Here is a 23,259-nt window from a genome sequence, read left to right on the forward strand (position 1 = left end):
AGAAAATCACAATAGAAAAATATATTGTGATGATTATAGTATTAAAAGTGGAATAGATGAAAAAATCAAACTATTCAATAACAATAGAATCACTGACTTTTTAAGAGCAAGTAATTCTATTGTGATCAAAAAATCAAAGCTGCTCTGGCACACCAAATAACGCAGTAAATGCCTGATCTGGTCGAGGCTGCTTCATAAAGCTTTCACCGACCAAAAATGCATGAATATCATGTTGCTGCATCATGGCGATATCGGCAGGAGTGGCAATCCCACTTTCAGTCACTAGTAAACGCGATGGATCGAGCAGTTTCTTTAAGCGCAAGCTGGTATTTAAATCGACATCAAATGTTTTAAGATTACGATTATTCACACCCAATAAGCACTGTTCAGAGAGTTTGAGTGCGCGCTCTAACTCTTCTTCGTCATGCACTTCAACCAAGACATCCAGATTATATTCAAATGCAGTCTTAGACATTTCTTCAAGTTGCTGATCCGATAAACATGCCACAATCAATAAAATACAGTCTGCCTGTAAAGCACGGGCTTCAATGACATTGTAAGGATCAACCAAAAAGTCTTTGCGTAATGCAGGCAGATTGCAATTTTCACGAGCAATCGCAATATTTTCATCGGCACCCTGAAAAAAATCCACATCGGTCAGTACAGATAAACAGGCTGCACCTGCCTGTTCATATTGCGCCGCAATTTCCGCAGGATTAAAGTCAGCACGAATCACACCTTTAGAGGGCGATGCTTTTTTAATTTCAGCAATCACACCGGGACGTTTACTACGCAAAGACTGTGCAAAGCCACGAACAGGTGTTGCCAGTTTTGCCCATTCTTCTACGTCTTTTAGGCTACGTTGTTTTAAACGATCTGCCAGTTCTTCATGTTTACGATCAACGATTTTACCCAGAATGGTATTTTGAATCTGAATCATTTGGATAACCTCAGTTGTTTGAGTATTGCTTCAATGCTTTTGTAAATTCAGACAGAATGCTCATTTTTTCTAAAGCCTGCCCACCGTAAATAATATCATGCGCCAATGCCACACCTTGTTTATAACTGGTGCTGAGTCCTGATACATAAATACCAGCCCCTGCATTGAGGGCAATCATATTTGCGGCTTTTTCACCAATTTCAGATTTTTTACGTCCCAACGCGTCTTTAATCAATTTCAGACTGGCGCTAGAGTCTTCCACAATTAAACCACTCAAAGTTTGAGAAGTGATGCCTACATCTTCAGGATTTAAAATCCATTCGATAATTTCACCATTTTTCAACTCTGCGACATAAGTGGGAGAGGCAAGGCTAATTTCATCCAGTCCATCTTTGGAATGCACCACCATGACATGTTCTGCACCAAGTTGCTTCATCACTTCTGCAATTGGGCGACACAGTTCATCTGAAAATACCCCAATCACAAAGCGTTTTACCCCAGCCGGATTCGTAAGCGGGCCGAGTAAATTGAAAATACTACGAATGCCGAGTTCACGGCGTGGACCAACCGCATATTTCATGGCTTTATGATGATTTGGCGCAAATAAAAAACCAACGCCCATCTCACGGATGCAACGTTCAGTTTGTTGCATATCAAGATCTAGGTTAATCCCAGCTTGTTCTAATAAGTCTGATGAACCCGATTTGCTAGATACACCACGATTGCCATGCTTGGCAATGGTGGCACCTGCCGCAGCAATCACAAAACTGGACGCAGTGGATACATTAAACAGATTTTGACCATCACCGCCTGTACCTACAATATCAACCAAATAGTTGATATCACTCACGTCGATTTTAATTGCCAGATCACGCATGACACGCGCCGCAGCGGTAATTTCATCGATACTTTCACCTTTCATGCGCAAACCCATCATCAAGGCACCGATTTGTGCTTCGGTGGCTTCGCCCTGCATGATGCTACGCATCACATCTTCCATTTGTGCTTGGGTCAGATGAATATTTTTGGTGATATGATTTAACGCTTGTTGAATATTCATTTATGCATAAATCTCTAAAAAATTCTTGAAGATTTGGTGACCATGCTGGCTTAAGATAGATTCAGGGTGAAACTGCACACCTTCTACAGGCAATGTCTTATGTTTAACCCCCATGATTTCTTCCATAGAGCCATCAGCTTGGTTAGTCCAGCAGGTCACTTCCAGACACTCAGGTAACGTTTCCTGTTCAATCACTAAAGAGTGATAACGTGTTGCTGAAAATGGCGATGGCAAATCACTAAAAATGCCTTTATCAATGTGATGCATATCTGATAAACGACCATGCATCACCGTTTTGGCACGAATAATATTGCCACCAAAAGCCTGACCGATTGCCTGATGCCCTAAACAAACACCGAGCAGGGGAATTTTGCCTGCGAAGTGATGAATGGCAGGAATGGAAATCCCTGCTTCAGTCGGAGAACATGGGCCAGGACCGACTACCAAATACTTTGGTTGCCATCGTTCAATGTCCTCAAGAGTGACTTGGTCATTGCGAACTACCTTAACGTCTTGATTTAACTCGCCAAAATATTGGACGATGTTGTACGTAAAAGAGTCGTAATTGTCGATCATGAGAAGCATTTTAATTGCAACCTATTGATTTAATTGATTTATGCAATGTGGTTTAATTAATGTTACTCACAAAGTTACTCACAATTGTTAAAGTATTGAATTATGAGACATTAAAAAGCCGCTATGTGTAAGCGGCTACTTTATCAGAATTTGATGTCTTTGTGACTACCTTATTCACATACGAGTTAAGGTAGTAACTATATCGCCCATCTTTACGGGGCGGGTCAATTTCACCTTTCTTAATTCGATCATAAAAGGTTACTTCAGTCATTTTCATGCGTTGTGCAAATTCTTTTATAGAGACACGACGTTCGTCAGTAATGGTAACTTGTTTCTTCAACTGTTGAAGCTCGTCGTAAATCTTTTCAAGCATGTTTTGTTCAATAATTATTTTGCTCACATCAACCTCCGTCAGCTTCTTCAACAACACTTACAGAATCTGACTTTCTTATAAATGCGGTCATCAAAAATAGAATTACAAAATAAACATCTGAAATATCTTCTATATTCATCTTGAGTGAATAACCATCTCGCGCATAAATTTCTACATATGGCTTCTTTTCACTCATCCCCATCTCCTTGCTCTCCCCAAAACTTGTCTTTACACTCATTTGCTGCAATTTCTGCCTCAAGTTCGCTTTCAAACAACCTCCATTCAATATTGTCAATATCTATGAAGACTTTTGCTGCATACTGAGTTGGTAGATCAAAATAATCTCGCCGCTTTACTTCGCAAACTTCACCAACATCTAATTCAGATAAAAAACTATCAGGCTCATCAATGTAAATGCACTCACTATCATCGAAATAGTAGTTTCCGATTTCTGATTTCGGCACCACCACAAACTCACCATCCTCTATCTTTTGCAACCTCTCTTTCAAAGCCGCGTTTTCAGCTTTGAGTGAGTCGATTTCGGTTTTATTCTGCTTAGCCTGAACAACCCACAATCCCCATGCAGTATTTATGGTATTAAATAGTGATATTTGATCATTTTTATTTAATACTTTTGCAGCTGGAGATAACGAGTACATATTGTCAGTTGACCATTCAACATATAGCAAATGACCTCCTAAAAGTCTCCATTGTTCTTCAAACGCCTTTCTTTCTTTCTCTAAATCAACCATCTCGCCACCATCCTATAAATTCGTCTAACTTCAGTATTGAGATCGTCCATAAACTTGCGACCATCCCTAAACCACAACTTAAGCATTAACTGGTAACGCTCTTGCGCTTCTTTATTCATTTCACCCTTGTGACTTATAAAGAGTGATTTTTGATTCTTACGGCTTAGCTGCAAGCCTTTGCTTGTGCCCTTAACTGCAAATCCAGCGTTGCAGTTAAAGACAAGGAATTTTTCTAAAAGCTGTTCTGGTAGGATCATCACGCCACCCCTAAGCTTTTGATTGCTTCATCAATGCTTTTATTAAATGCTCGAACATCAGATTCCATGCCAGAAATATCCAAATCCTTTGCAAATACACGAATAACAATGATCTGAAGTTCTGCTTTCAATCGTGGGTCATAGCTCACAAAATCACACCACTCACGACGAGTGCAAGACAATTGACTGGTGATCTGTGGAATATATTCATCAGGAACCTTTCTAGTCAGAAGCGTATTAAGGTGCGTTGTTGTGTCAGGGCACTTAACTTCAATTTGCCCATCATTACTTACAAGCCCGTCAGGTGACGCACCAAACATTTCAATGAAAGGGTGATCAATAAGACCAGTCCCATCCACAAAATTACCTGTTTCATTTTCATACGCTGCAATAGCATGGGGTTCATTATCGATTCCCCACTGCATGCTATAGCTGGTTGGGATTTCTTTTTGAACACCAGTAAGACGCTCAGCAAGAATAGTTAAACCCAATGCATTTAAAGCTTTTCCTTTCATAGGCTTCGCATTCAAATCTTTGACACGACTTGCAGTCACTTTGCCTACACGATCTGCAAACCAATCTTCATTACGCTGGAGAATGTTCATAGGTTTCTCCTTGGTTGGATAAGGCTTGGTCGGCAAACTGCGCGATTCCTTTTAAGTTGACAGAATGCTTTGCCCACAAGTGGTTTTTGTGTGAACCTTGGGGAAGGGCTTCATACGCACTCTTAAGGCGTTCTGAACCGTATTGCGATTCACGATTCAGGGTAGGCAAGTGCTCATCCTCAAACTCTTGGTATCCATCTGGAACGTCAGATGTAACCGTCTTAACCTGTGAAGTTTGACAATCATCTATGCGTCGCGCTTCATCTTCGTCATAAATACCTGAAAAGCCAAAAGCAACACGCGCACACTGAATTAACGCTTTATGACGAAGCATGCGTTTTGGGTATTTTTTCCATGGTTCAGATGTGCCTTGGCATTCGCTCAAATACTCAGTCACAACAGTAGGGTGTGATCGATCTTTGCGGTAGATTTTGCAAGTACATGATTCATCATCTTGCTCAAACTGGATACCATCACAAACAGGATTGTCATTAATAATTCGCGCCCAACCATCAATCCCAACAACAGGGGTAATTCCACCACCTTTAGCAGGGAATGCATAAATTTCTTTAGTAAATGGGTTGAGCTTGTACTGGTTAGCAACAATCAAAAGGCTGACAAGTTGCACATCGTTCGCGCCTTTAAACACAGTATCAATTAACGTCTTTTTTAACTGTTCAGGATCCACATCAACCATGTCAAACGCCACAGCCACTTTATGCATTTGAGCTAGAACAATATTGTTATTTGCAGGTGCATTCATCTTCTAATCCTTAATATTTAACCGAAACATGCGGAACTTGATTATTTGCAATCGCAGTAATGACCGCTTTTGCTTGACCTTCATCTAGTCCTATTTCACAAAGCTTGTTTAGAATTTCGCGATTGATTGAGCGCATGTGTTCTTTATTTGCCAAACGCACTGCTTCCGCTTCTTGATCCGCCTTAATCTTTGCAGCTTGTTCAGCTTCAATGCGTAGGCGTTCCGCTTCAATCGCTTGCTGCTTTTGAATCTCAGCTTGTTTTGCTTGTTCAATCGCTTGCTGCTTTAATTGAGCTTCACGCAGTTCCGCAGCTTCCTTTTCAGCTTTCAGACGTGCTTCACGCTCAGCAAATTCACGCGCTAACTTTTCGGCTTGTTCGCGTTCAGCCTGAGCTTTGTTTTCAGCTTCAATGCGCGCGTTTTCGGCAGCCTGACGTGCAATAGCTTCGTCACGTTCACGTTGCTGACGCTCTAATTCAGCTTGACGCAAGCGTTCTAATTCGGCTTGTTCAGCTTCATATTTTTCACGAGCAGCAAGGGCAGTGCGCAGCTTTTCAAGTGTTTCAAATTTGGCAATTTTGGCCTCTTGCTCAAATTCTTCTAAAGAAGAATCAATCACAATATCTTCGATGTTTGAAAACATCTGCTTAATGTAGTCGCTACCACGGTTTTCGTACTGTTCAAATGCACCCATGGTAAAAATTGATGCGATGAAATTTTTATGCTTCGCTACACGATCCTTTTCAGCTTGTTCATAAGCATCGCGTGGTGCAAGAATTTCATCACGTAGCGCATCCATTTTTTTGCAAAATTGAATACGGTCTTGATCTACAATTTTGATTTGAGCTTTTTGGTCAGCAACCAAATCCAAAGCATATTTTTCAGCAAGTTTTTTGCTTGAGCTTACTTTTGCAGCCAATGACCCAATTGCATCGCGCCCTTTTTTTGTTGTCACATCAGGCACAACCGAGCGAGCCTGTTCAGCGATACGCTCAAATAAAGCGTCTGTACCACCTTGAGATTGGAATGCTGCAACAATCGCATTTTGCTCAATAACTTGTAATTCACTCATGCTAAACATCCTTTTAAATGATTTGTCTTCTGCTCAATCGCATGCTCTTTAAGCCACTCATTCAACTTTTGCGCTTGAGCTTCTGTAAGCTTAAATTTCATCCCATTACTGACTTCGTATTCCGAGAAATCCTCAACCAAAGCCAGTGATTGCGTATCAACCTCTAAATAATCAAAGTCAATATCAACTGCGTTTTGCGGATCAGATGAAGCGTTATATTCAAAGCAATCTTCTTTCTCAGATGCTTCAATCACCCCAGATACATAAACAGGGTAGCCATCGCCAGATACTTCAAGTGTGAAGTAGACAAAATTCGCTTGAGTTATAAATTCATCAGCAAGCGCAAGTTCTGGAAATGAGGCAGCAAAAACTTCAGGCTTATAGTAAGTGTTCATTCTGACACCTCATTTACCTCTAAGCGGTATTTTTTACCCCGAGATTGAAACTCAAGAACAACACCCTTATGCAGCAGATATTGAGCCACCGCTGAAACTGCCGTGTCTGTAACATCCTCTTTTTCACCAACAAACATTTGATTTTTCGGGTTTACACGACCTGCATAAATTGTATTTGTTAGTATTGATGACATGATCTTGATTGGATTCTTACTCATTTCTGATCTCCCGCAAACTGCGCCTGATAAGCCTTAGCTTTCGCTTCTTGATAGTCCATCTCATCAGCAGCCTTATAAACAAAAACAGCAGATAAGAACGCGAAGAACAGAACAACAAAGCCGATTGAAAGCAAATTTATAAATGATGATGAAGCAAGCTTTTCTCGCTTCTCATTTTGATTCTTGATCAATTGATCGATTAATTCGTTTTGTGTCATTGATCAACCTCCTCATCAGAATGAACATGCGCTTCACAAGCAGCCAAAAGCATGACCTTGTATTGATTCCAAAATTTCAAAGCATCACTATCCATGCGACTAATTTCTTGATCTGTAAAAGCTTTCCATTGCTCTACTTTGTGGTTTTGACAGCCGATTCGCATGTAACCAAATCCATTAATGCAAACAAGCCATCGTAAGGTTGGGATAATAAGCGGAGCATTTTTCGCGTCCCGAAGATCCGCGTCCCGAAGATTCGCGCCCCCAAGATTCGCGCCCCGAAGATTCGCGCCCCAAAGATTCGCACCCCCAAGATTCGCGCCCCCAAGATCCGCACCCCCAAGATCCGCGTCCCCAAGATTCGCGCCCCCAAGATTCGCGCCCCGAAGATCCGCGTCCCGAAGATTCGCGCCCCAAAGATTCGCACCCCCAAGATTCGCGCCCCAAAGATTCGCACCCCCAAGATTCGCGCCCCCAAGATCCGCACCCCCAAGATCCGCGTCCCCAAGATTCGCGCCCCCAAGATTCGCGCCCCCAAGATTCGCGCCCCAAAGATTCGCACCCCCAAGATTCGCGCCCCCAAGATTCGCGCCCCCAAGATTCGCGTCCCCAAGATTCGCGCCCCGAAGATTCGCGCCCCCAAGATTCGCGCCCCCAAGATTCGCGTCCCCAAGATTCGCGCCCCGAAGATTCGCGCCCCCAAGATTCGCGCCCTCAGCAATAGCAGTCTCAACCGCATGACGTGCAATCATTCCAGATTCCATACCGTCAGGGATTTCACAAGAGAAAAGGACCTCACCAGTCCAGCGATTTTTAATTTCGTAATTCTGTGTCATAATGACCTCACTCTTTGAGTAAAGCCCTTTTGATTTCCAGTCGAGAAGGGCTTTTTGTTTGTCTGTGAGATCATAGTAAACACAGCGTTTACTTTAGTCAACATATTATTTAAACAAATGTTTATTTTTTTGTTTTCTTATTAATAAACAAAAACATAAAAAAGACCGCACTTGGCGGTCAATAGAAAACAAAATGTTTAACTTATGGTAATGGATTTTGAACATTAAACGCATATGCTACAACACTAAAATCCTGATCCATAATATCGTCGGCTGTTAAAATTTCTTCTGGATATTCATCTTTATTTGCACTAACTATTCTTACGCCGCCTTTAGGCATCCTATATAAAAATTTGAACTTAAATAATCCACCATGATTAATGGCGTAAATTTTTCCATCAATTATATTGGTGCGCCCAACATCAACATACACTGTAGCCCCATTGTTTATCACGGGAGTCATGGAATCACCAAAGGCTGTTAAAGCATAGGCATTGGAGCTTTCTACGCCATATTGACGCAAGGTTGCCTTACTAAGCCTAAGCTTTCGTGTCTCATTGCCAATGATTTCCGCTAAAGAGCCAGAGCCACAAGAAACTAGAACCTCTTTATAAAATGGAACTTCTACTTCATCGTCATCAATAGGTGTGTTTGAATCCCACTCAACAACTTTTGTTATATCGATACTTTCTTTTTCCCCAATCCCAGTAAGAATCCAGTTCGCAGAAACATTAAATTTACTTGATGCTTTCAAGGCCCCAGCTTTAGAAACACCGCGTCTTTTCCAATTAGTAATTGTTTGGGGTGATTCATCGATTAACTTTGCGGTTTCTTCTTGTGTCCTCCCACTCGCTTCCAAAAGCCTTATAACAGAAGGGTGAGGCAGGGTCTCGGTGGTCATTTCAAAATCCAATTGGTTCATTATGCATATTATCCAGAAAAGTAAACATTTTGTGTTAAACAAATGATTTGACACTAGTAAACACACCGTTTACTATGTATTAAACAAATGTTTATTTGAGGCAACCATGACTATCGAGGCTGATAAAGAAGTTCTTTTAAAGCTAGGTGGCTCAACAAAAGTGGCTGAGCTGCTTGGCTACAAAGATAAACAACGGGTACAAAACTGGATGACGCGCGGCATACCTGCAAAGGTAAAGCTTGAGTATCCACATCTTTTTTTAAATCCAAACATTCAAAGAAATACTGCTGCATAAGGACACATAAATGAGTCTGGAAAAGAAATCGACGCATGTTCGTTTATCTCCTGAAATCCATGAACGAGCAAAAACACTTGCTGAAATTAAGGGTAAAGACCTTGCTCAGTACCTCGCATTTCTTCTTGAAAAAGAAATTGTGGGTGAGTGGCATGTACTTAATTTACAAGCAAAATCTTTTGAGCGCTTGGGATTAAAAGCTTTAGTGCGGGATATCTCTACTGAGGTTTGTATTTCAGAGGGATTGGAAGGGATTTGCGGGGATTCAGACAAAGAAAAAGCCTGATGTACAAGATCAGGCTTTATGTTCAGTGAGATAAATCAAATGAACTATCAAATTTTAACAGACATTGAACTAAATCGAAAGATTAGTTTATTTCAAAAAGCGGTTGAGGCTTATGTACGTCAACCTTCACTCATAACTGCGTCTGCTGTAGCGAAAGCTAAAGCTGAGTTGGCTAACTTTGCGTGGGGTGGGTGATGAATATAGGTTTTGACTTAGATAAATATTTAAAGCAGGCGACCCCAGTGGAAGATAAATACACTAGAACGCCAAACTATTTGGTGGACAAGGGCTATGTGTCTGAAATGACTGGTAGCGCCTTAAAATGCTATTTCGTTATTAGTCGCTTTACAGATGGATTTTCGCGCAGCAATTGGTCACTGACATCTAATTTCCTTCAAGAAAAGACAGGTATTAAGAAGCTTAAAACCTTGACTGATTCTGTTCGTCAATTAGAACAATTGGGGTTGATTATTGTGCAAAGATCAACTGGCGAGACTAATAAATTCTCAATCATTCATCCTGAGTTTGAACTACCCACCAAAATGGATGGTAGTACCGAAAATGGAGGGGAGACTACCCCCGAAAATGGAATGGGGAGTACCCACCAAAATGGAGGGGAGACTACCCCCGAAAATGGCGCTACTAAGAAAGAAACAAATAAGAAAGAAAATATTAAGAAAGATATATGTGAGATTTTCGAGTTCTGGAAAACCACATTCAGTAAAAATGAAAAAACGATTCTCTCTGATAAACGAGCTAAAAAAATTCAAGCACGTCTTGTTGATGGCTATCTGGTTGAAGACATCAAACATGCAATCTTGAATTGCTCTAAGTCTGATTACCACGTTCAAGGCGGTTATACCGACATCGAATTGATCTGTCGTGAGCCAGAAAAACTTGATCGTTTCATAGGCTTATTCCCACAGCCACAACAAGCAAATGAAACACCAACCACCCCTGATTCACAACTTGATTATGGAGCGTGGTGATGAGCAGTCGTATTCAAAACATTGCAATGGAACAAGCTGTTTTAAGTGCTTTGATGACAACCGCGCTTTCAATGGAAACGGTAGGGAATGATCTAGACGAAGGGTGTTTTTACTCTGAACGACATACGGAAATTTACAAAGCAATTGTTGATCTTGCGAACAACAACAAGCCTTACGATGCAGTCATGGTCGAGCAGTGGTTGAAATCAAGAAATGTGTTGCACCTCATGGGTGGTGAGCAATATTTACTTGAGTTGATGTCAGAAGCGCCAAGTAGTTTTTACAACTGCGAATCTTACATCGGTCAACTTAAAAAACTTAAAGCACATCGTCAAGTTGAAACTATCGGTCAGCGCATCACAGCACTAGCACAAGACACAACGCAAGTGGATGTATTCGCAGAAGCTGAAAATCTACTGGGTCAAGTCGATAGTGATGAGCAAAACGACCATGGCGTGAGCTTTGAGGATGCAATTGATAGCGCACTAAAACAGATGATCGAGAAAGCGGAAGCTAAAGACAAAAAGCTTTATACAGGTGTTCAATTCAATCTTGCTCACCTGGATAATTTGCTAGGAACGATTCAAAAAGGGCATTTCTGTGTTGTGGGTGGTCGTCCAGGATCGGGTAAATCAACACTTGCTCAAATGTTGGCAATCCACACTGCAAAAATCCACCGTAAAGGCGTTTTGTTTGTGTCTGCTGAGATGGATAAGGAAACCCTTTCAAATCGCATGATCAGCGCGTTAGGAGCGATTCCATACAACAACATTCACAATGCTGAACTCTACAATGGTTTGATGAAAGATTATGCGGCTACCAAGGCTTCATACGAAAAACTACCAATATGGATTCAAGACAAACAAAAACCGTCAATTTCTGAAATCAGATCATATGCACGTCGAGCAGATCGCAGATTTAAAGGGCTTGGCTGTATCGTTATTGATTACTTGCAGCTTGTGCGAGATCCAAGCAAGAAAGATCGGTTTCAAGAAGTTAGCTCAATTAGCCGTGAACTCAAATCGATGGCCAAGGAGTTTAAATGCCCAGTAATTGCGCTTGTGCAATTAAACCGTGATGCAGAAAAAAGCAAAAGACCTAAGGCATCTGACATCAAAGAATCTGGGCAGATTGAGCAAGATGCAGATCAGATTGTTTTGGCTAATCCAATTTCAGACAATGAAGACCTTCCAACAGGTGTTACGGAGCTGTGTGTTGTTAAAAACCGACACGGCAAGCGTGGTGTGGTTCGTGCGATTGATCGTTTAGATATTTGTCGTTTCGCGGGGATTAAGGAAGAAGATCAAGGAGGTGCGGCATGAGTAATTACGTAGAAATATTTGACAATATTATTTTTGTTTTGAGTCAGTTTGCTGAAACAGATAAAGCCCTAAACATCGAGGAAGTTGAACTTAAGCTTGGTGTTAGTAAGCGCACTGCGCAGAGACTTTGTAAGTCTTTGAGCGAGTCAGGGTGGCTTTACTTTAAAAGGGTTGGTCACGACAAATTATATTTTGCAAGCGAGAAAACTAAGCGATTGTTTGGAGATAAGCCATGACAACAACAGTAGAAGAATGGTTAGCACAGGGCAACAAAATTACAGTGCTTCAGGGATTCTCGGAGATTGCGCCAAAGCAAAAATTTAATAATCGGGAAATCAAGTTGCGTGGCAGGGCTAAAACTCAAACTCAGATGCCGAGATTGAGCAAAGAACAAGCGAAAGAATTAAGTGACTGGCTAGATGCGAAATTAGGTCGAACTTTGGAGTTGGCGAATTACATGAATTGCTCAAGCACAAAGATCGGATTGATCAAAAACCGTAAAACACCATGCTCTAAAACCCAATTTGAAATGATGAAAAAGGGAATGCGGGCAATTGAGGGCGTTAAGCATGAAAGCAATCAAAATCCCATGCGAACATGATCTTTTAAGCAAAGACACAAATATATGGACTGACGCTGTAATGCGCTGCAAGCATGGCTTTGGTCACTGTGGTGGTGATGGGTATTGTCATGCGGGCGGGGCTTGTTTCGTAGATCAAAAATTGACACGAGAACAGGCGATTTTAGAAGTAGATCGTCTTGCTCACGAGTTGTACAAGGCAAAGTTAGAAAACGACAAATTAAGAAATTCTGCAAGCCTACTTGTCAGTCAGTTGGAGATTGCGAAAGAGCAAAATTTAAAGCAAGGCAATGATCAGCGTGTTTTTGCACTTAGGTTTTGCATACATGAAATTAAAAAGGTAGTGGGTGAAGCATGACCACATTCAAAGATGCTCAACGGATTCAATCAAAAAAGATTGCACGTTCTAAGAAGTTCAATCGTGTGCCGACCGAAGATCAAGAGCAAATCACAGTCATGTCATGGGCGCATCGAGTGAAGTTCAAAGACGGACGGTTGAGTGATTATTTATTTCACATTCCCAATGGTGGGTCAAGAAATATCATTGAAGCGACGAAGCTTAAAAAGATGGGAGTAAAGGCAGGTGTACCAGATTTACAGCTCATTGTTTCTAATGGTCAAGCTCATGGGTTATGGATTGAATTGAAAGCACAAAAAGGGAAGTTGCAGCCAAGCCAGCAAATCATGATTCAGCGATTAGAGGCGCAGGGTTATCTGTGCAAAGTCTGCTTTGGGGCGGACGAAGCAATACAAGAAATTAAAAAGTATTTATGTATTTGAGGTGAAGGTATGAATGCAGTAGCAGCTAAGTTTGAACAGTTTGAATGGTTGACTCATGGCTTAACAGCGAGTTCGCCAAGTTTAGAACCGTGTGTTCGTGGCACAGGAGAGAAACCATTGAATTATCAAGATCGCTTGGGTGCTATTGCTTCAATGGATACTCAGTTAGCAAAGTCAGTAACAGCTTTGATTGTGTTTGAGGGAAAATCTCAAAGTGATTATGAGTTTGTTCGCCAACATTTGGCAAATATCTTAATTAAGAATGCGGTAAATGATAAGAAGCGAGAACCAGAGGGCATTGCAATGTATCATCTCGGTTGGTTGGTAGCCAAGATGGTATTGGATTTCGCATTAGACCCTGATTTAGAAGATAACTACACCGCTAAAGGGCGTTTGGCTTATGCTGGCATTAGATCAAATCAAATGAGTGTGGAGTGCTATAGAAAGACATGGAAGTGCTATGAAAACCTTATGACAATGTCAATTGAATCCGCAATTGATGAAGCGGCTAAAGCTGTGGAAAAGTATAGAAAAAATACTTACAAAGATATGAAAGTATAGGGATTCCATTATTTCGGAAACTAGAGTATAGTTTTTCTATACTGGTCGTATTACTGTTATCCGAGACCAACTCATTAAAGCTCATCGAAAGGTGGGCTTTTTTGTTGTCTGAAATTTATAAAGGTGCTTGTGACGTGCACAAGTAATCTATTGAGGATCGACTCATGAAAGATCGTTAGCTTTAGAAGCAACTTGGATTTGTGACGTTTGCCAGAAGAATGGTGAACTAGAAGCGCAAACGGTGGGATGCAGAAACCAGCCGTATAAATCGGTTTGAATCCAATGTGATTTCGTCACACATTGAGTTAGCCTCAGAGCCTCAAATTGTGGGTGACTCCCCAACCAATGGAATTGAAAGACACAGAGCAGATCAATAGCTAACTTTAAAATGTTTGTCGTGTTGAGTAGCGGTAGATCAGATGCCGAGCTGATCAATATCGTAATCTAAGGCAAGGGTGTGTCAATTGTGCATACCTTTTTTTATGTCGCTAATTTAGAGAAGTGGGTGGGCACAAAGAGTATGTGGTAGGCAAATGATAAGATACCTCACACCACAGTAAAGGCTCTCTTTGCAAAGCTCATTTCATCTAAGTTAATAAGAACAAAGCAAACGTAGCTAAGAAATAAAGTAAATAATTGTTTTTAATAGGTAAATTAATGAAATTATTTCAGACAAACTTAGTTATTTTTAGTCATGTCGATTTGCGATGCAATAAAGCAAACGTAACTAAATGGTGTTGATATGGACGAAGAAGAACTCAAACAAATTGAAGAAGATTGTCAGCAGTTTAAGAACGTAATCAAAACGGTGTTTTATTTGGCTGTGATGTTATTTGCAGCTTATTTGGTTTGGTGTAATTGGTGATTGTATGGACTTAATCGAAGCAAAGAAGAATCTTGAATCATTGCATCAAGACAAAGAGAAACTAGAAAGTCTTAATCATCTCAATTCAACGTTTCAGTTCAAACAAGCATGTCAGCATCGTATTCACGATATAGACAAGCAGATCAATAACATTCAACACAATATCAAACGCTATGCGAGACCATAAAAGACTAGCAGCAATTAGAAAGCTGCCTTGTGTGAAGTGTGGTAATCCAAATAGTCAGGCAGCGCACTCAAATTTTGGCGAGCATGGTAAGGGTAAGGGGATTAAAGCAGATGATCAATTTACAATTCCGTTATGTCATTCTTGCCATAGTGATTTTGATCAATACAAAACGATGGGTAGAGAAGAATCAAAAGAATGGTTTGTGAAGATGCTGGAAAAGACTGAAAGGATGTTGCTAATTAGGGTAAAAGAAGATATTTTTTAAATATTAATTTTAATTTGTTTGGGGTGCGAATTGGCAACACAAGGATATGTCGTGGGGGTTGAGATTCCTGAAAATAAATGCCCGAGAATAATAAGGAATCGACAACAGTTAATAAAAGATGGCGTAGCAACGGTTTTTCTTGCAAATAACACAACATCAGAAGATGCAGAAAATGGTGTTACCAGATACGGTATATCAGGTGGAAGGATAGCAATAGTAGTAACGCAGGAAACTTTTGAAAGAGATAAGACTGAATATGAAGAATACCTAAAATCACGCTTTGGAAGGGAATGGAAGATTAAGTTACTTCCATTGAAAAGGTAGATCGTAGAACAATATTAAAAGGCTGGAGAGTGAAATGGGTTATTTAGTAAAGCTGCTTGACAGTAATGAATATTTTATCCCAAGTGAAGATGGTGATGTAACAACAACCGCTGATAGAGGATTGGCTAGGCAAATAGGCGTATTTGGTAGCTATGATGAAGCCAATGATACAGCACAGACGTTTAGTAAAGATATGATTTTAGATAGAGATTATTCTATTGAAAAAATTTAACCACAGTTGAGAGTTTAAGCCACCTTCGGGTGGTTTTTTATTGAGGTGACGCATGAAAGCGCAAACATTCGTCATCAAAGATCATGCTCAAATTACAAGTGTTATCGCATTCCTACATACAAACTACACCAAAGCCAATTTCGAGAATAAGCCACTTGTTGTTCGGGTGGATCAGAAGGAAGATGACCGCAGTAAGGCGCAAAACCGCTTGTACTGGAAATGGCTTACACAGTGGGCAAAGCATCAAGGCTCTGATAAAGACACTGAGCATTTGTTCTTCAAACGAAAGTTTCTATCTGTCATCTTTTATCGTGATGATGTGGGTCAGTATCGAAATACGTTTGATGCAGTCAAAGTATTAAAACAACAGAAACATCCAATGTATCAATATGTGGCATCAGGATTGAATGAACTGATCAGCACAACAGACGCAAGTGTTCAACAATTCACTGAGTATCTAAATGACATTCATGCGTTTTGTAATAAGCAGGGGTGTTGGTTGGAAACGCCTGAAGATTTGATGTGGGTGATGGAGAGTAGGGTATGACATGTAAATCATGTGAAGAAAGGCGTGAATGGATTAAACAGCAATATGAACGAGCAAAAGAACGAACAGCAGCAGCTATCAAGCGAATTACTGGCGCTGATGCAGAAGATAGTGGAGCAGAACACAACACTGATTCAGCAGATAGCGAACAAGGATCAGATAATTCTGGCAGCACTGGAACAGAGCAACGAACTCCTGTTGCAACTAAGCGAACAGGAAGACGAACTGCCAAGATCGAGAACGATTGATTGAGGTGAGTATGTCTAGAAGACTGGTATTAAAACGAACGCAAGGTTCTAAAGGATCGCTAGCATTACATGATGCAATTACTGGTGAATTACTTGCGTCTCAGCAAGGGTTAAGCATTGAATCGCATCCAAATGGATATGTTGAGTTAAACGTAAAGTTCATCATAGATGGTGATCGATTGAGAATAGTAGGCGATCATGAAGTTACAGACACTGAAGCCGAGACTACAGGCACAGAGAACACCAAGACAGAATAGTTGGGGTTCAGGTCGTGGTGGTCGCCCATGGCGCAGACTCAAAGCAAAGATACACCTTAGAGATAAGTACACGTGCCAGTGCTGTGGTGTGGTCACAATGGAGTTAGAGCTTGATCATATTGTGAATGTGGCTCAAGGTGGCAGTGATGAGGAAAGTAATCTTCAATCGTTATGTGTGCCTTGTCATAAAGAGAAGACGTTGAGGGAGAGTAGGCAATGAACAATGAAGAATTATTAGAGCAACTTGAATCAGTTGCTAACTTTATGCGTGGTATGCAGTTCGATACTCGCTTGCCAAGTGATGCAAGAGAAGCACTGCGTGATCGAGCGATTGATCTGGATGATTTTGTGGAAAATTATTCCAATAAAAATATGCATCAAAATGGTGCGTAAAATCTCAGCAGGCAGGGGGGAGGGTAAAAGTTTTTTGCTGAAAAGCTACGGACACCACCGCCCAGCTCACTTATAAGAAAAAATCAGTTTTCAAAAATATGTTAAAGGAGGGTATATGGCTTTAACAGAAAAAAAGAAGGCATTTGCCCTCGCAAAACAGAAAGGTAAAAATAATAAGGAAGCTGCTATTTTAGCTGGATGTCCTGAAAACACTGCATCTGCGGCAGGTGCGAGATTAGCAAAAGATCCTGATGTTATTGATTATCTTGAACGGCTTGAGAAAGCCACGCCTGAGCAAGTTGTTAAACATGACGTTAAACCGTTAACAACCAATACAACTATTCAAGCAGCTAAGAATCTAGCAGACCCGCTAGCTTTTTTAGAGTCTGTTTATAGTGATCCAGTCGAAGACATGGCGCTACGTGTACGGGCAGCTCAAGCAGCCCTTCCATACGTCCACGGCAAAGTGGCCGAAAAGGGCAAGAAAGAAACCAAAGAAGATGCTGCTAAGGTTGCAACGAAGTCGGGCAAATTCGGTACTTTGAATAACCAATTGCCAAGTTGAGGTATTTATGGTCATGAAGCCAAAAGGTGCAACGCATCTTGCTAAAACACTGTTTGGGTGGGCTTATGCTAAAAACAGGAGCGGAAAGTGGTTCGTTCATGTAAATAGTGTGTGGAAAGAAGCTTACAGTCAAAATATCGAAGTAAAACCAATTCAATAGCCGCCTAAGGGCGGTTTCTTATTTGATAGCCAATTGTAATGTCTACTGTGTTGCGCAGCATGGGGATGGACACACCCTCAGTTGGCTATCAAATAGGTTGTATATCAAGGTAAATTTATGACCGCAATGCTCCCAGAATGGACAACCGCTTGCCCAGACTGGGAGGAGCGTATAGTTGCTAAAAAGTCGCTCATGCCTTGTGAGCCTTTATTTCCACAAGTTGCCGATGTTGCTGAGCGAATATTTAATGAATTGATCTTAGTTGATGTGATGGGTAGCCCAAAGATGGGTGATGTCACATTACCATGGGTGTTGGAGTTTGTACGGGCAATTGCAGGTGCATTAGATCCAAATACCAAGCGTCGATTAATCCGAGAATTCTTCCTTCTGATCTCAAAGAAGAATACTAAGTCTACGATTGCCGCAGCAATCATGCTTCTCTTACTGATTCTGAATGACCGCCTTTCTGCTGAACTTATTATCTTGGCACCCACGAAAGAAGTTGCTGACAATAGCTTTAACCCGATTCGTGACTTCATTCGGGCAGATGATGAACTAAGCGAAATGATGAATGTGTCTGAGCACACAAAGACAGTTACTCACTTAGGTACAAGTGCAACACTTAAGGTCATCGCAGCGGAATCTAATGCAGCAGCAGGTAAAAAGGCTTCAATCATTTTGATTGATGAAGTTTGGCTATTTGGTAAGCGTGCCAATGCTGAATCAATGTTCCGTGAAGCAAAAGGAGGTTTGGCATCGCGTCCAGAAGGCTGTGTGATTTACCTGTCCACTATGTCAGATGAGGTGCCATGCGGTGTATTCAAGCAGCTTTTAGACTATGCCCGCGATGTAAGGGATGGAATTAAAGAGGATAAACAATTCCTGCCTTTAATCTATGAATTCCCTAAAAAGATGATAGAAGCGGGCGAACACTTAAATCCTGAAAACTTCTATATCACAAACCCGAACTTGGGTGCGTCCGTAGACCTTGAGTATCTTATTTCAGAGTTTAAAAAGGTCAAGGATGCTGGTGAAGAATCCCTTAGAGACTTCTTGGCCAAGCACTTAAACATCGAAATCGGCATGAATCTACGCGCCAATCGTTGGGCTGGTGCTGAATACTGGAACAAGCAAAAGCACGTCTTTGGATTAGATCAGATCATTGAACAGTCTGATGTCATCACAATGGGAATCGATGGCGGTGGGTTGGACGATTTGCTGGGGTTCGCTGTACTTGGCAGACTTAAAAAAGACCCACGTATCTGGTGGCTTTGGAATCATGCATGGGCTAATAAAATAGCTTTAGAGCGCCGCAAGGAAAATATTCCGAAGTATCAAGACTTTCAAGCCGAACATTCTTTAACTGTGGTTGAGCGTGTGGGTGATGATATTGACCAGCTCGCAGCGATTGCCAAGAAAGTTTATGACAGTGGCAAACTTAATAAGATTGGGCTTGATCCACTCGGGTTAGGCGGTTTGCTTGATGGATTACTGGAAGCAGGGATACCAGAGGGTGCCATGTTTGGTGTGCCACAAGGACACAAACTCATGTCCTATATTTTAACGACTGAACGCAAATTAGCAGAAGGTAATTTATTCCATGCAGGGCAGCAACTCATGACATGGGCGGCAGGTAATGCGCGTGTCGTCATGATTGGTAACGGCATGAGAATCACTAAGCAGGATTCAGGAATTGGCAAGATTGACCCACTGATTGCCACGTTTAATGCGGTGGCTCTCATGTCAATGAACCCAGAGCCAAGCACAAAAGAATACAACGTCTTTTTCGTATAAAACACATTTCACAGATAACCGCCTTAATTGGCGGTTTTTGCATTTTGGAGGGGCTATGACTGCTCTGCACAAATCATTCGGCTCATTCGAAATCAAAGCCGTAGACGATGAAAAACGAACATTTAAAGGGGTGGCAAGCACACCCAATCAGGATCGAGCAAAAGACATCATGGTTCCCACAGGCGCTAAGTTCACTTTGCCAATGCCATTACTTTTTCACCACGACCATAAATCACCAATTGGTCATGTCACGGATGTGAAAGTGACCAGTAAAGGGATTGAGGTTGAAATTCATCTTCCAAAGATAGAAGAAGAAGGCGCATTGAAAGCCCGAATTGAAGAGGCTTATCAGTCCTTGAAACACAACCTCATCAAGGGTCTATCCGTTGGGTTTCTCCCAAATTGGGATGACGCGGAAATGATCAAAGGTGGTGGCATAAAATTTAATGATTGGGAGTTTTATGAACTTTCCTTAGTCACCATTCCATGCAATCGCGAAAGCGAAACAGATTTTAAAAAAGCATTTGAGGAACACAAAGCCGCGTTGGGCAAACAACCTCAGAACGTTCCAGATGGCGATTCATCTGAACAAAAACACGTAATCGTAAAACTAAATAGCCCAACACAGGGTGGAGTAAAACTATGAAAGAATACTTAGCAAAGCTGCTCAAAGCATTGGCAGATAAAAACGCAGCAATGCAAACTGCACTGTCTAAATCAGCAGCAGCAGGCACAACACCTGATGAAGCAACTGAAGCAGAAATTCAGGTTCTTGAAAAAGATATTGAGGCAATTAAGAAAAATATTGCACGTACCGAAGCTCAAATTGCAGAGATTGAAAAAGCGGCAAAAGCCGCAACGCCTGTTGCAGGTAATGATCCTGAGGAAGCAAAAAAATCTGCAAAAGGCGATCCTGAGCCAAAAGCTGATCCAAAGGTTGAAGTTAAATCCAATCTTCCTAAAGGGATGCCTTTCGCACAATTTGCTCGTGCAAAAATGCTTGCATGTCATGAGCAAAAACAAGGTCGATTAATGACTGTCGTTGATGCGGCAAAAGCATTAGGTTATGACGAAGCAGTGGTTCAATATGTTGAAAAAGCCACCTTGGGTACCACTACTGATGCTGGTTTCGCTGCGCCACTTGTGCAGCAAGACACATATAAAGGCGATTTCTTAGAATTGCTTCGTAATGCAACCATCTTTGATAAGTTGAAAGGTTATCGTGCTGTTCCGTTTAATGTAAAAATTAACGGGCAATTAAGCGGTGGTACTGCTTCTTGGGTGGGTGAAGGTGCTAAAAAGCCTTTAACTAACCCGACATTCAACAGTATCGAAATCAAAGAGCATAAATTGGCTGCGATTACAGTTTATACGCAAGAATTGTTGCGTCGTGCCGATCCAGCAATTGATCAACTTGTGCTTAATGATTTGATTGAAGCAACCAAAGTGCTGATTGATACCACGTTTCTTGGTACTCAAGCGCAAACCGATGTGACTCCATCGGGTATTCTGAATGGTGTAACAGCAATTGAACCTTCTGGCACTACGGCAGCAGCAATTGAAGCCGATTTGTTAAAACTTATCACGACATTTGTTGCCGCAAACCTTACCACTGACAATGCGTATTTCTTAATGAGTGAAACGCGTGCAATGCAATACGCTTTGCTTCGTGATGCTCTTGGAAATACATATTTCAACGGCATGAGCTTTGCGGGTGCAGCGCGTTCGCTTCTGGGTATTCCAGTTATCACGTCACAATCCATTGGCGACAAGATCATTCTTGTAAAAATGAGCGAATTGCTTGTTGCTCAGGACGGTGGTGTTGATGTGGCGTACAGCGATCAAGCAACGCTTGTTGATGGATCTACAACCCATAACCTATGGCAAGAAAACAAATTTGCCATTCGTGTAGAGAAGTTCATCACTTGGGCGAAACGTCGCGCCATTGCAGCGGCATACATTGATTACACGCCTTAATCGGTATATCGATCCAAAACAGCTCCTTAATTGGGGCTGTTTTCATATCTGAACAATGAAAACTCACTGTTGAGCTATGGGAACAGCTATGAAAATTGAATATTTACAGGTTATGCACGATGCCGAAGTAGGCGAAGTGAAAGAAGTCGAAGATTTTGCGGCAAATATCATCATTAAAACAGGTGTTGCAAAGCCTTATGAAGAACCAAAAAAGGCTGCAAATCGCACCAAAAAAGACGTAAAAACTGAAGAATAAGGCGGTAAAAATGGGCATTTATGACTGGTTGAGAGGTAAAAAGAGCTATCAAAGTGTCCATAATTCGGGGCAAAGTTGGAATAGCATATTTGTGGCAGAGCCATACTCTGGTGCATGGCAAGAAAACAAGGAAATTACCCGCGAAGATATGACTGCATTTTATGCGGTATTTGCTTGTGTAAGCCTTATCTCTAAAGACATTGGCAAGATGCCTGTTCTGTTAAAAAAGAAGCAGCAAGGTGTCTTAGTTGATGCTTTAACCCCAAAAGAATTACAGCGCGTACTTCAAAAACCGAATAATTACCAAAACTGGCAACAATTTAATGAACAATGGACGCAAAGCCTGTTGCTTCGTGGTAATACCTACGTCTTTAAAATGCGTGATGTATTTGGTGAGCTGTACCGATTGGTTGTTTTAAACCCTGATCTTGTGACTGTTCTTGTTGATGATCAGGGAAATGTGTTTTATCAGCTTACCAATGACCGATTAGCACAGACAGAAAATGTAATTATTCCCGCTTCTGAAATCATCCATGACCGCATTAATGCGCTCTATCATCCGCTTGTGGGATTAACACCAATCATGGCGTGTAGTCTGGCATCTGAGCAGGGTATTTCGATTCTCAGAAACTCTAAAAACTTTTTTGCCAATGGATCTAAACCAGGTGGTGTTATTGAGGTGCCTGGACCATTAGATGCAACAAAAGCCCAAGAGGTGAAAACCAAATGGGATGCAAATTATAGTGGTGCCAATGTGGGTAAAACTGGTCTTTTGTCCGATGGAGCAAAATACGTAAACATTTCAATGTCAGCGATAGACAGCCAATTAATTGAACAACTTGGGATGTCTGCTCGTATTGTTTGTACGGCATTTAATGTGCCACCTTTTAAAATTGGCGTCACTGATGTTCAAGGTGCAACTAAAGTTTCAGATCTGAACGAAATCTACTATTCAGATTGCCTTCAATCCTATATCGAAGCACGTGAAAACCTTTTGGATGAGGGATTGGATTTACCTTCTTATGGTGTTGAGGCCTTCCTTGATCTTGATGTTCTAATCCGCATGGATTCATCAAGTAAAATTGCATACTTCAAAGATGGCATCAGTGCAGGCATTTTTGCGCCCAACGAGGCGAGACAAAAGTTAGGTTACTTGCCTGTTAAAGGTGGTGAATCTCCTTATTTACAACAGCAAAACTACAATTTGGAAGCGCTTGCCAAGCGTGATGCTAAAGATGATCCATTCACCAAGAATGATTCAAGCTCAAACCAGTCCGATAATTCTCTTAAATCGCTCTATAAGGGCGTATTTAAGGATGATGTGCAGTATCAAAAAGGTCAGTTCATCACTAAAAATGGCTCATTGTGGCATGTTGAAAACGATCATTT

General features: G+C 41.3%; 41 protein-coding genes. 26 read left to right on the forward strand and 15 right to left on the reverse strand.

Annotation, left to right across the window (positions count from 1 at the left end; translation table 11 throughout):
• Positions 1-133: 133 nt before the first annotated feature.
• The 15 genes from trpC to I6L31_RS16335 form a co-directional block, all read right to left on the reverse strand.
• A complete protein-coding gene (gene trpC, locus I6L31_RS16265) occupies positions 134-940 on the reverse strand; it encodes an indole-3-glycerol phosphate synthase TrpC (RefSeq protein WP_005003522.1) in 807 nt (268 codons plus the stop codon).
• A gap of 10 nt (positions 941-950) precedes the next feature.
• A complete protein-coding gene (trpD, locus tag I6L31_RS16270; protein WP_005003525.1) occupies positions 951-2,000 on the reverse strand; it encodes an anthranilate phosphoribosyltransferase in 1,050 nt (349 codons plus the stop codon).
• Positions 2,001-2,585, reverse strand: a complete 585-nt coding sequence (locus I6L31_RS16275) for an anthranilate synthase component II (protein ID WP_004990052.1) — start codon at positions 2,583-2,585, stop codon at positions 2,001-2,003. It lies immediately after the preceding gene.
• Between the two features lie 112 nt (positions 2,586-2,697).
• Entirely contained in the window at positions 2,698-2,949 is a 252-nt protein-coding gene (locus tag I6L31_RS16280; protein ID WP_035245739.1) for a helix-turn-helix transcriptional regulator, read from the reverse strand.
• A gap of 28 nt (positions 2,950-2,977) precedes the next feature.
• Positions 2,978-3,145 carry a hypothetical protein gene (locus tag I6L31_RS16285; protein WP_155237296.1) on the reverse strand — a complete coding sequence of 56 codons (168 nt, stop codon included), beginning with the start codon at positions 3,143-3,145 and terminating at the stop codon, positions 2,978-2,980.
• A complete protein-coding gene (locus I6L31_RS16290; RefSeq protein WP_005003539.1) occupies positions 3,138-3,701 on the reverse strand; it encodes a hypothetical protein in 564 nt (187 codons plus the stop codon). Before I6L31_RS16290 ends, I6L31_RS16285 begins: the two co-directional genes overlap by 8 nt.
• The gene (locus I6L31_RS16295; protein ID WP_005003542.1) at positions 3,689-3,958 is read right to left on the reverse strand and encodes a hypothetical protein; all 270 of its coding nucleotides are present in this window, start codon (positions 3,956-3,958) and stop codon (positions 3,689-3,691) included. The genes I6L31_RS16290 and I6L31_RS16295 overlap by 13 nt, the downstream gene beginning before the upstream one ends.
• Positions 3,958-4,563: a lambda exonuclease family protein gene (locus I6L31_RS16300; RefSeq protein ID WP_005003544.1), complete on the reverse strand. Its 606-nt coding sequence runs from the start codon at positions 4,561-4,563 to the stop codon at positions 3,958-3,960. The genes I6L31_RS16295 and I6L31_RS16300 overlap by 1 nt, the downstream gene beginning before the upstream one ends.
• Positions 4,544-5,326 carry a phage recombination protein Bet gene (bet, locus tag I6L31_RS16305; RefSeq protein WP_005003546.1) on the reverse strand — a complete coding sequence of 261 codons (783 nt, stop codon included), beginning with the start codon at positions 5,324-5,326 and terminating at the stop codon, positions 4,544-4,546. The genes I6L31_RS16300 and bet overlap by 20 nt, the downstream gene beginning before the upstream one ends.
• Positions 5,327-5,336: 10 nt before the next feature.
• Positions 5,337-6,398, reverse strand: a complete 1,062-nt coding sequence (locus tag I6L31_RS16310) for a hypothetical protein (RefSeq protein ID WP_005003548.1) — start codon at positions 6,396-6,398, stop codon at positions 5,337-5,339.
• Positions 6,395-6,793, reverse strand: coding sequence for a hypothetical protein (locus I6L31_RS16315; protein ID WP_005003550.1), 399 nt, complete (start codon positions 6,791-6,793; stop codon positions 6,395-6,397). Before I6L31_RS16315 ends, I6L31_RS16310 begins: the two co-directional genes overlap by 4 nt.
• Entirely contained in the window at positions 6,790-7,011 is a 222-nt protein-coding gene (locus I6L31_RS16320; protein WP_004997228.1) for a DUF7446 family protein, read from the reverse strand. The genes I6L31_RS16315 and I6L31_RS16320 overlap by 4 nt, the downstream gene beginning before the upstream one ends.
• The gene (locus I6L31_RS16325; RefSeq protein ID WP_004997230.1) at positions 7,008-7,229 is read right to left on the reverse strand and encodes a hypothetical protein; all 222 of its coding nucleotides are present in this window, start codon (positions 7,227-7,229) and stop codon (positions 7,008-7,010) included. Before I6L31_RS16325 ends, I6L31_RS16320 begins: the two co-directional genes overlap by 4 nt.
• Positions 7,226-8,065, reverse strand: coding sequence for a pentapeptide repeat-containing protein (locus tag I6L31_RS16330; protein WP_219349270.1), 840 nt, complete (start codon positions 8,063-8,065; stop codon positions 7,226-7,228). Before I6L31_RS16330 ends, I6L31_RS16325 begins: the two co-directional genes overlap by 4 nt.
• A gap of 202 nt (positions 8,066-8,267) precedes the next feature.
• The gene (locus tag I6L31_RS16335) at positions 8,268-8,987 is read right to left on the reverse strand and encodes a LexA family transcriptional regulator (protein ID WP_005003557.1); all 720 of its coding nucleotides are present in this window, start codon (positions 8,985-8,987) and stop codon (positions 8,268-8,270) included.
• Between the two features lie 106 nt (positions 8,988-9,093).
• On the opposite strand from I6L31_RS16335, the gene I6L31_RS16340 reads away from it, so the two are divergent.
• From I6L31_RS16340 to I6L31_RS16460, 26 genes are all read left to right on the forward strand, one after another.
• Positions 9,094-9,282, forward strand: coding sequence for a hypothetical protein (locus I6L31_RS16340; protein WP_005003559.1), 189 nt, complete (start codon positions 9,094-9,096; stop codon positions 9,280-9,282).
• A 10-nt stretch (positions 9,283-9,292) separates the two neighbouring features.
• Positions 9,293-9,568: a hypothetical protein gene (locus I6L31_RS16345; RefSeq protein WP_005003560.1), complete on the forward strand. Its 276-nt coding sequence runs from the start codon at positions 9,293-9,295 to the stop codon at positions 9,566-9,568.
• Between the two features lie 39 nt (positions 9,569-9,607).
• Complete coding sequence (locus I6L31_RS16350) at positions 9,608-9,763, forward strand: hypothetical protein (protein ID WP_005003561.1); 156 nt, start codon at positions 9,608-9,610, stop codon at positions 9,761-9,763.
• On the forward strand, positions 9,763-10,557 hold the full coding sequence (locus I6L31_RS16355) for a hypothetical protein (protein ID WP_005003562.1): 795 nt from the start codon (positions 9,763-9,765) through the stop codon (positions 10,555-10,557). Before I6L31_RS16350 ends, I6L31_RS16355 begins: the two co-directional genes overlap by 1 nt.
• The gene (locus tag I6L31_RS16360) at positions 10,557-11,879 is read left to right on the forward strand and encodes a replicative DNA helicase (protein WP_005003567.1); all 1,323 of its coding nucleotides are present in this window, start codon (positions 10,557-10,559) and stop codon (positions 11,877-11,879) included. The genes I6L31_RS16355 and I6L31_RS16360 overlap by 1 nt, the downstream gene beginning before the upstream one ends.
• A complete protein-coding gene (locus I6L31_RS16365) occupies positions 11,876-12,115 on the forward strand; it encodes a helix-turn-helix domain-containing protein (RefSeq protein ID WP_005003568.1) in 240 nt (79 codons plus the stop codon). The genes I6L31_RS16360 and I6L31_RS16365 overlap by 4 nt, the downstream gene beginning before the upstream one ends.
• A complete protein-coding gene (locus I6L31_RS16370; RefSeq protein ID WP_005003569.1) occupies positions 12,112-12,480 on the forward strand; it encodes a hypothetical protein in 369 nt (122 codons plus the stop codon). The genes I6L31_RS16365 and I6L31_RS16370 overlap by 4 nt, the downstream gene beginning before the upstream one ends.
• Positions 12,481-12,520: 40 nt before the next feature.
• The gene (locus I6L31_RS16375; protein ID WP_228128602.1) at positions 12,521-12,817 is read left to right on the forward strand and encodes a hypothetical protein; all 297 of its coding nucleotides are present in this window, start codon (positions 12,521-12,523) and stop codon (positions 12,815-12,817) included.
• The gene (locus I6L31_RS16380; protein ID WP_005003571.1) at positions 12,814-13,239 is read left to right on the forward strand and encodes a VRR-NUC domain-containing protein; all 426 of its coding nucleotides are present in this window, start codon (positions 12,814-12,816) and stop codon (positions 13,237-13,239) included. The genes I6L31_RS16375 and I6L31_RS16380 overlap by 4 nt, the downstream gene beginning before the upstream one ends.
• A gap of 9 nt (positions 13,240-13,248) precedes the next feature.
• On the forward strand, positions 13,249-13,800 hold the full coding sequence (locus I6L31_RS16385) for a hypothetical protein (protein WP_005003572.1): 552 nt from the start codon (positions 13,249-13,251) through the stop codon (positions 13,798-13,800).
• Positions 13,801-14,542: 742 nt separating this feature from the next.
• Positions 14,543-14,665: a hypothetical protein gene (locus I6L31_RS18470; RefSeq protein ID WP_260564124.1), complete on the forward strand. Its 123-nt coding sequence runs from the start codon at positions 14,543-14,545 to the stop codon at positions 14,663-14,665.
• 4 nt (positions 14,666-14,669) lie between these two features.
• The gene (locus tag I6L31_RS16390) at positions 14,670-14,852 is read left to right on the forward strand and encodes a hypothetical protein (protein ID WP_035272029.1); all 183 of its coding nucleotides are present in this window, start codon (positions 14,670-14,672) and stop codon (positions 14,850-14,852) included.
• Positions 14,839-15,117: a DUF968 domain-containing protein gene (locus I6L31_RS16395; protein ID WP_005003573.1), complete on the forward strand. Its 279-nt coding sequence runs from the start codon at positions 14,839-14,841 to the stop codon at positions 15,115-15,117. Before I6L31_RS16390 ends, I6L31_RS16395 begins: the two co-directional genes overlap by 14 nt.
• A 30-nt stretch (positions 15,118-15,147) precedes the next feature.
• Positions 15,148-15,441: a hypothetical protein gene (locus I6L31_RS16400; protein ID WP_035272031.1), complete on the forward strand. Its 294-nt coding sequence runs from the start codon at positions 15,148-15,150 to the stop codon at positions 15,439-15,441.
• A 34-nt stretch (positions 15,442-15,475) separates the two neighbouring features.
• Positions 15,476-15,673: a hypothetical protein gene (locus tag I6L31_RS16405; protein ID WP_005003574.1), complete on the forward strand. Its 198-nt coding sequence runs from the start codon at positions 15,476-15,478 to the stop codon at positions 15,671-15,673.
• A gap of 52 nt (positions 15,674-15,725) precedes the next feature.
• On the forward strand, positions 15,726-16,220 hold the full coding sequence (locus I6L31_RS16410) for a hypothetical protein (RefSeq protein ID WP_005003580.1): 495 nt from the start codon (positions 15,726-15,728) through the stop codon (positions 16,218-16,220).
• Positions 16,217-16,468: a hypothetical protein gene (locus I6L31_RS16415; protein WP_005003583.1), complete on the forward strand. Its 252-nt coding sequence runs from the start codon at positions 16,217-16,219 to the stop codon at positions 16,466-16,468. Before I6L31_RS16410 ends, I6L31_RS16415 begins: the two co-directional genes overlap by 4 nt.
• Positions 16,469-16,479: 11 nt before the next feature.
• Positions 16,480-16,725 (forward strand): hypothetical protein, encoded by a 246-nt coding sequence (locus I6L31_RS16420; RefSeq protein ID WP_004997275.1) that lies wholly within the window; start codon positions 16,480-16,482, stop codon positions 16,723-16,725.
• Complete coding sequence (locus I6L31_RS16425) at positions 16,667-16,945, forward strand: HNH endonuclease (RefSeq protein WP_005003587.1); 279 nt, start codon at positions 16,667-16,669, stop codon at positions 16,943-16,945. Before I6L31_RS16420 ends, I6L31_RS16425 begins: the two co-directional genes overlap by 59 nt.
• The gene (locus I6L31_RS16430; protein WP_004997277.1) at positions 16,942-17,118 is read left to right on the forward strand and encodes a hypothetical protein; all 177 of its coding nucleotides are present in this window, start codon (positions 16,942-16,944) and stop codon (positions 17,116-17,118) included. Before I6L31_RS16425 ends, I6L31_RS16430 begins: the two co-directional genes overlap by 4 nt.
• 115 nt (positions 17,119-17,233) lie before the next feature.
• Complete coding sequence (locus tag I6L31_RS16435; protein WP_005003590.1) at positions 17,234-17,683, forward strand: terminase small subunit; 450 nt, start codon at positions 17,234-17,236, stop codon at positions 17,681-17,683.
• Positions 17,684-17,960: 277 nt separating this feature from the next.
• Positions 17,961-19,637: a terminase large subunit gene (locus I6L31_RS16440; protein ID WP_005003595.1), complete on the forward strand. Its 1,677-nt coding sequence runs from the start codon at positions 17,961-17,963 to the stop codon at positions 19,635-19,637.
• A 55-nt stretch (positions 19,638-19,692) separates the two neighbouring features.
• Positions 19,693-20,283: an HK97 family phage prohead protease gene (locus I6L31_RS16445; protein WP_005003597.1), complete on the forward strand. Its 591-nt coding sequence runs from the start codon at positions 19,693-19,695 to the stop codon at positions 20,281-20,283.
• Positions 20,280-21,614, forward strand: coding sequence for a phage major capsid protein (locus I6L31_RS16450; RefSeq protein WP_005003599.1), 1,335 nt, complete (start codon positions 20,280-20,282; stop codon positions 21,612-21,614). Before I6L31_RS16445 ends, I6L31_RS16450 begins: the two co-directional genes overlap by 4 nt.
• Before the next feature lie 88 nt (positions 21,615-21,702).
• The gene (locus I6L31_RS16455) at positions 21,703-21,870 is read left to right on the forward strand and encodes a hypothetical protein (protein WP_005003601.1); all 168 of its coding nucleotides are present in this window, start codon (positions 21,703-21,705) and stop codon (positions 21,868-21,870) included.
• 10 nt (positions 21,871-21,880) lie between these two features.
• Positions 21,881-23,259, forward strand: a 1,379-nt coding sequence (locus tag I6L31_RS16460) for a phage portal protein (protein ID WP_219349271.1), incomplete at its 3' end; no start/stop codon positions are given.

It is taken from the genome of Acinetobacter septicus (genome assembly GCF_019355975.1).
GTDB classification, from domain to species: domain Bacteria; phylum Pseudomonadota; class Gammaproteobacteria; order Pseudomonadales; family Moraxellaceae; genus Acinetobacter; species Acinetobacter ursingii.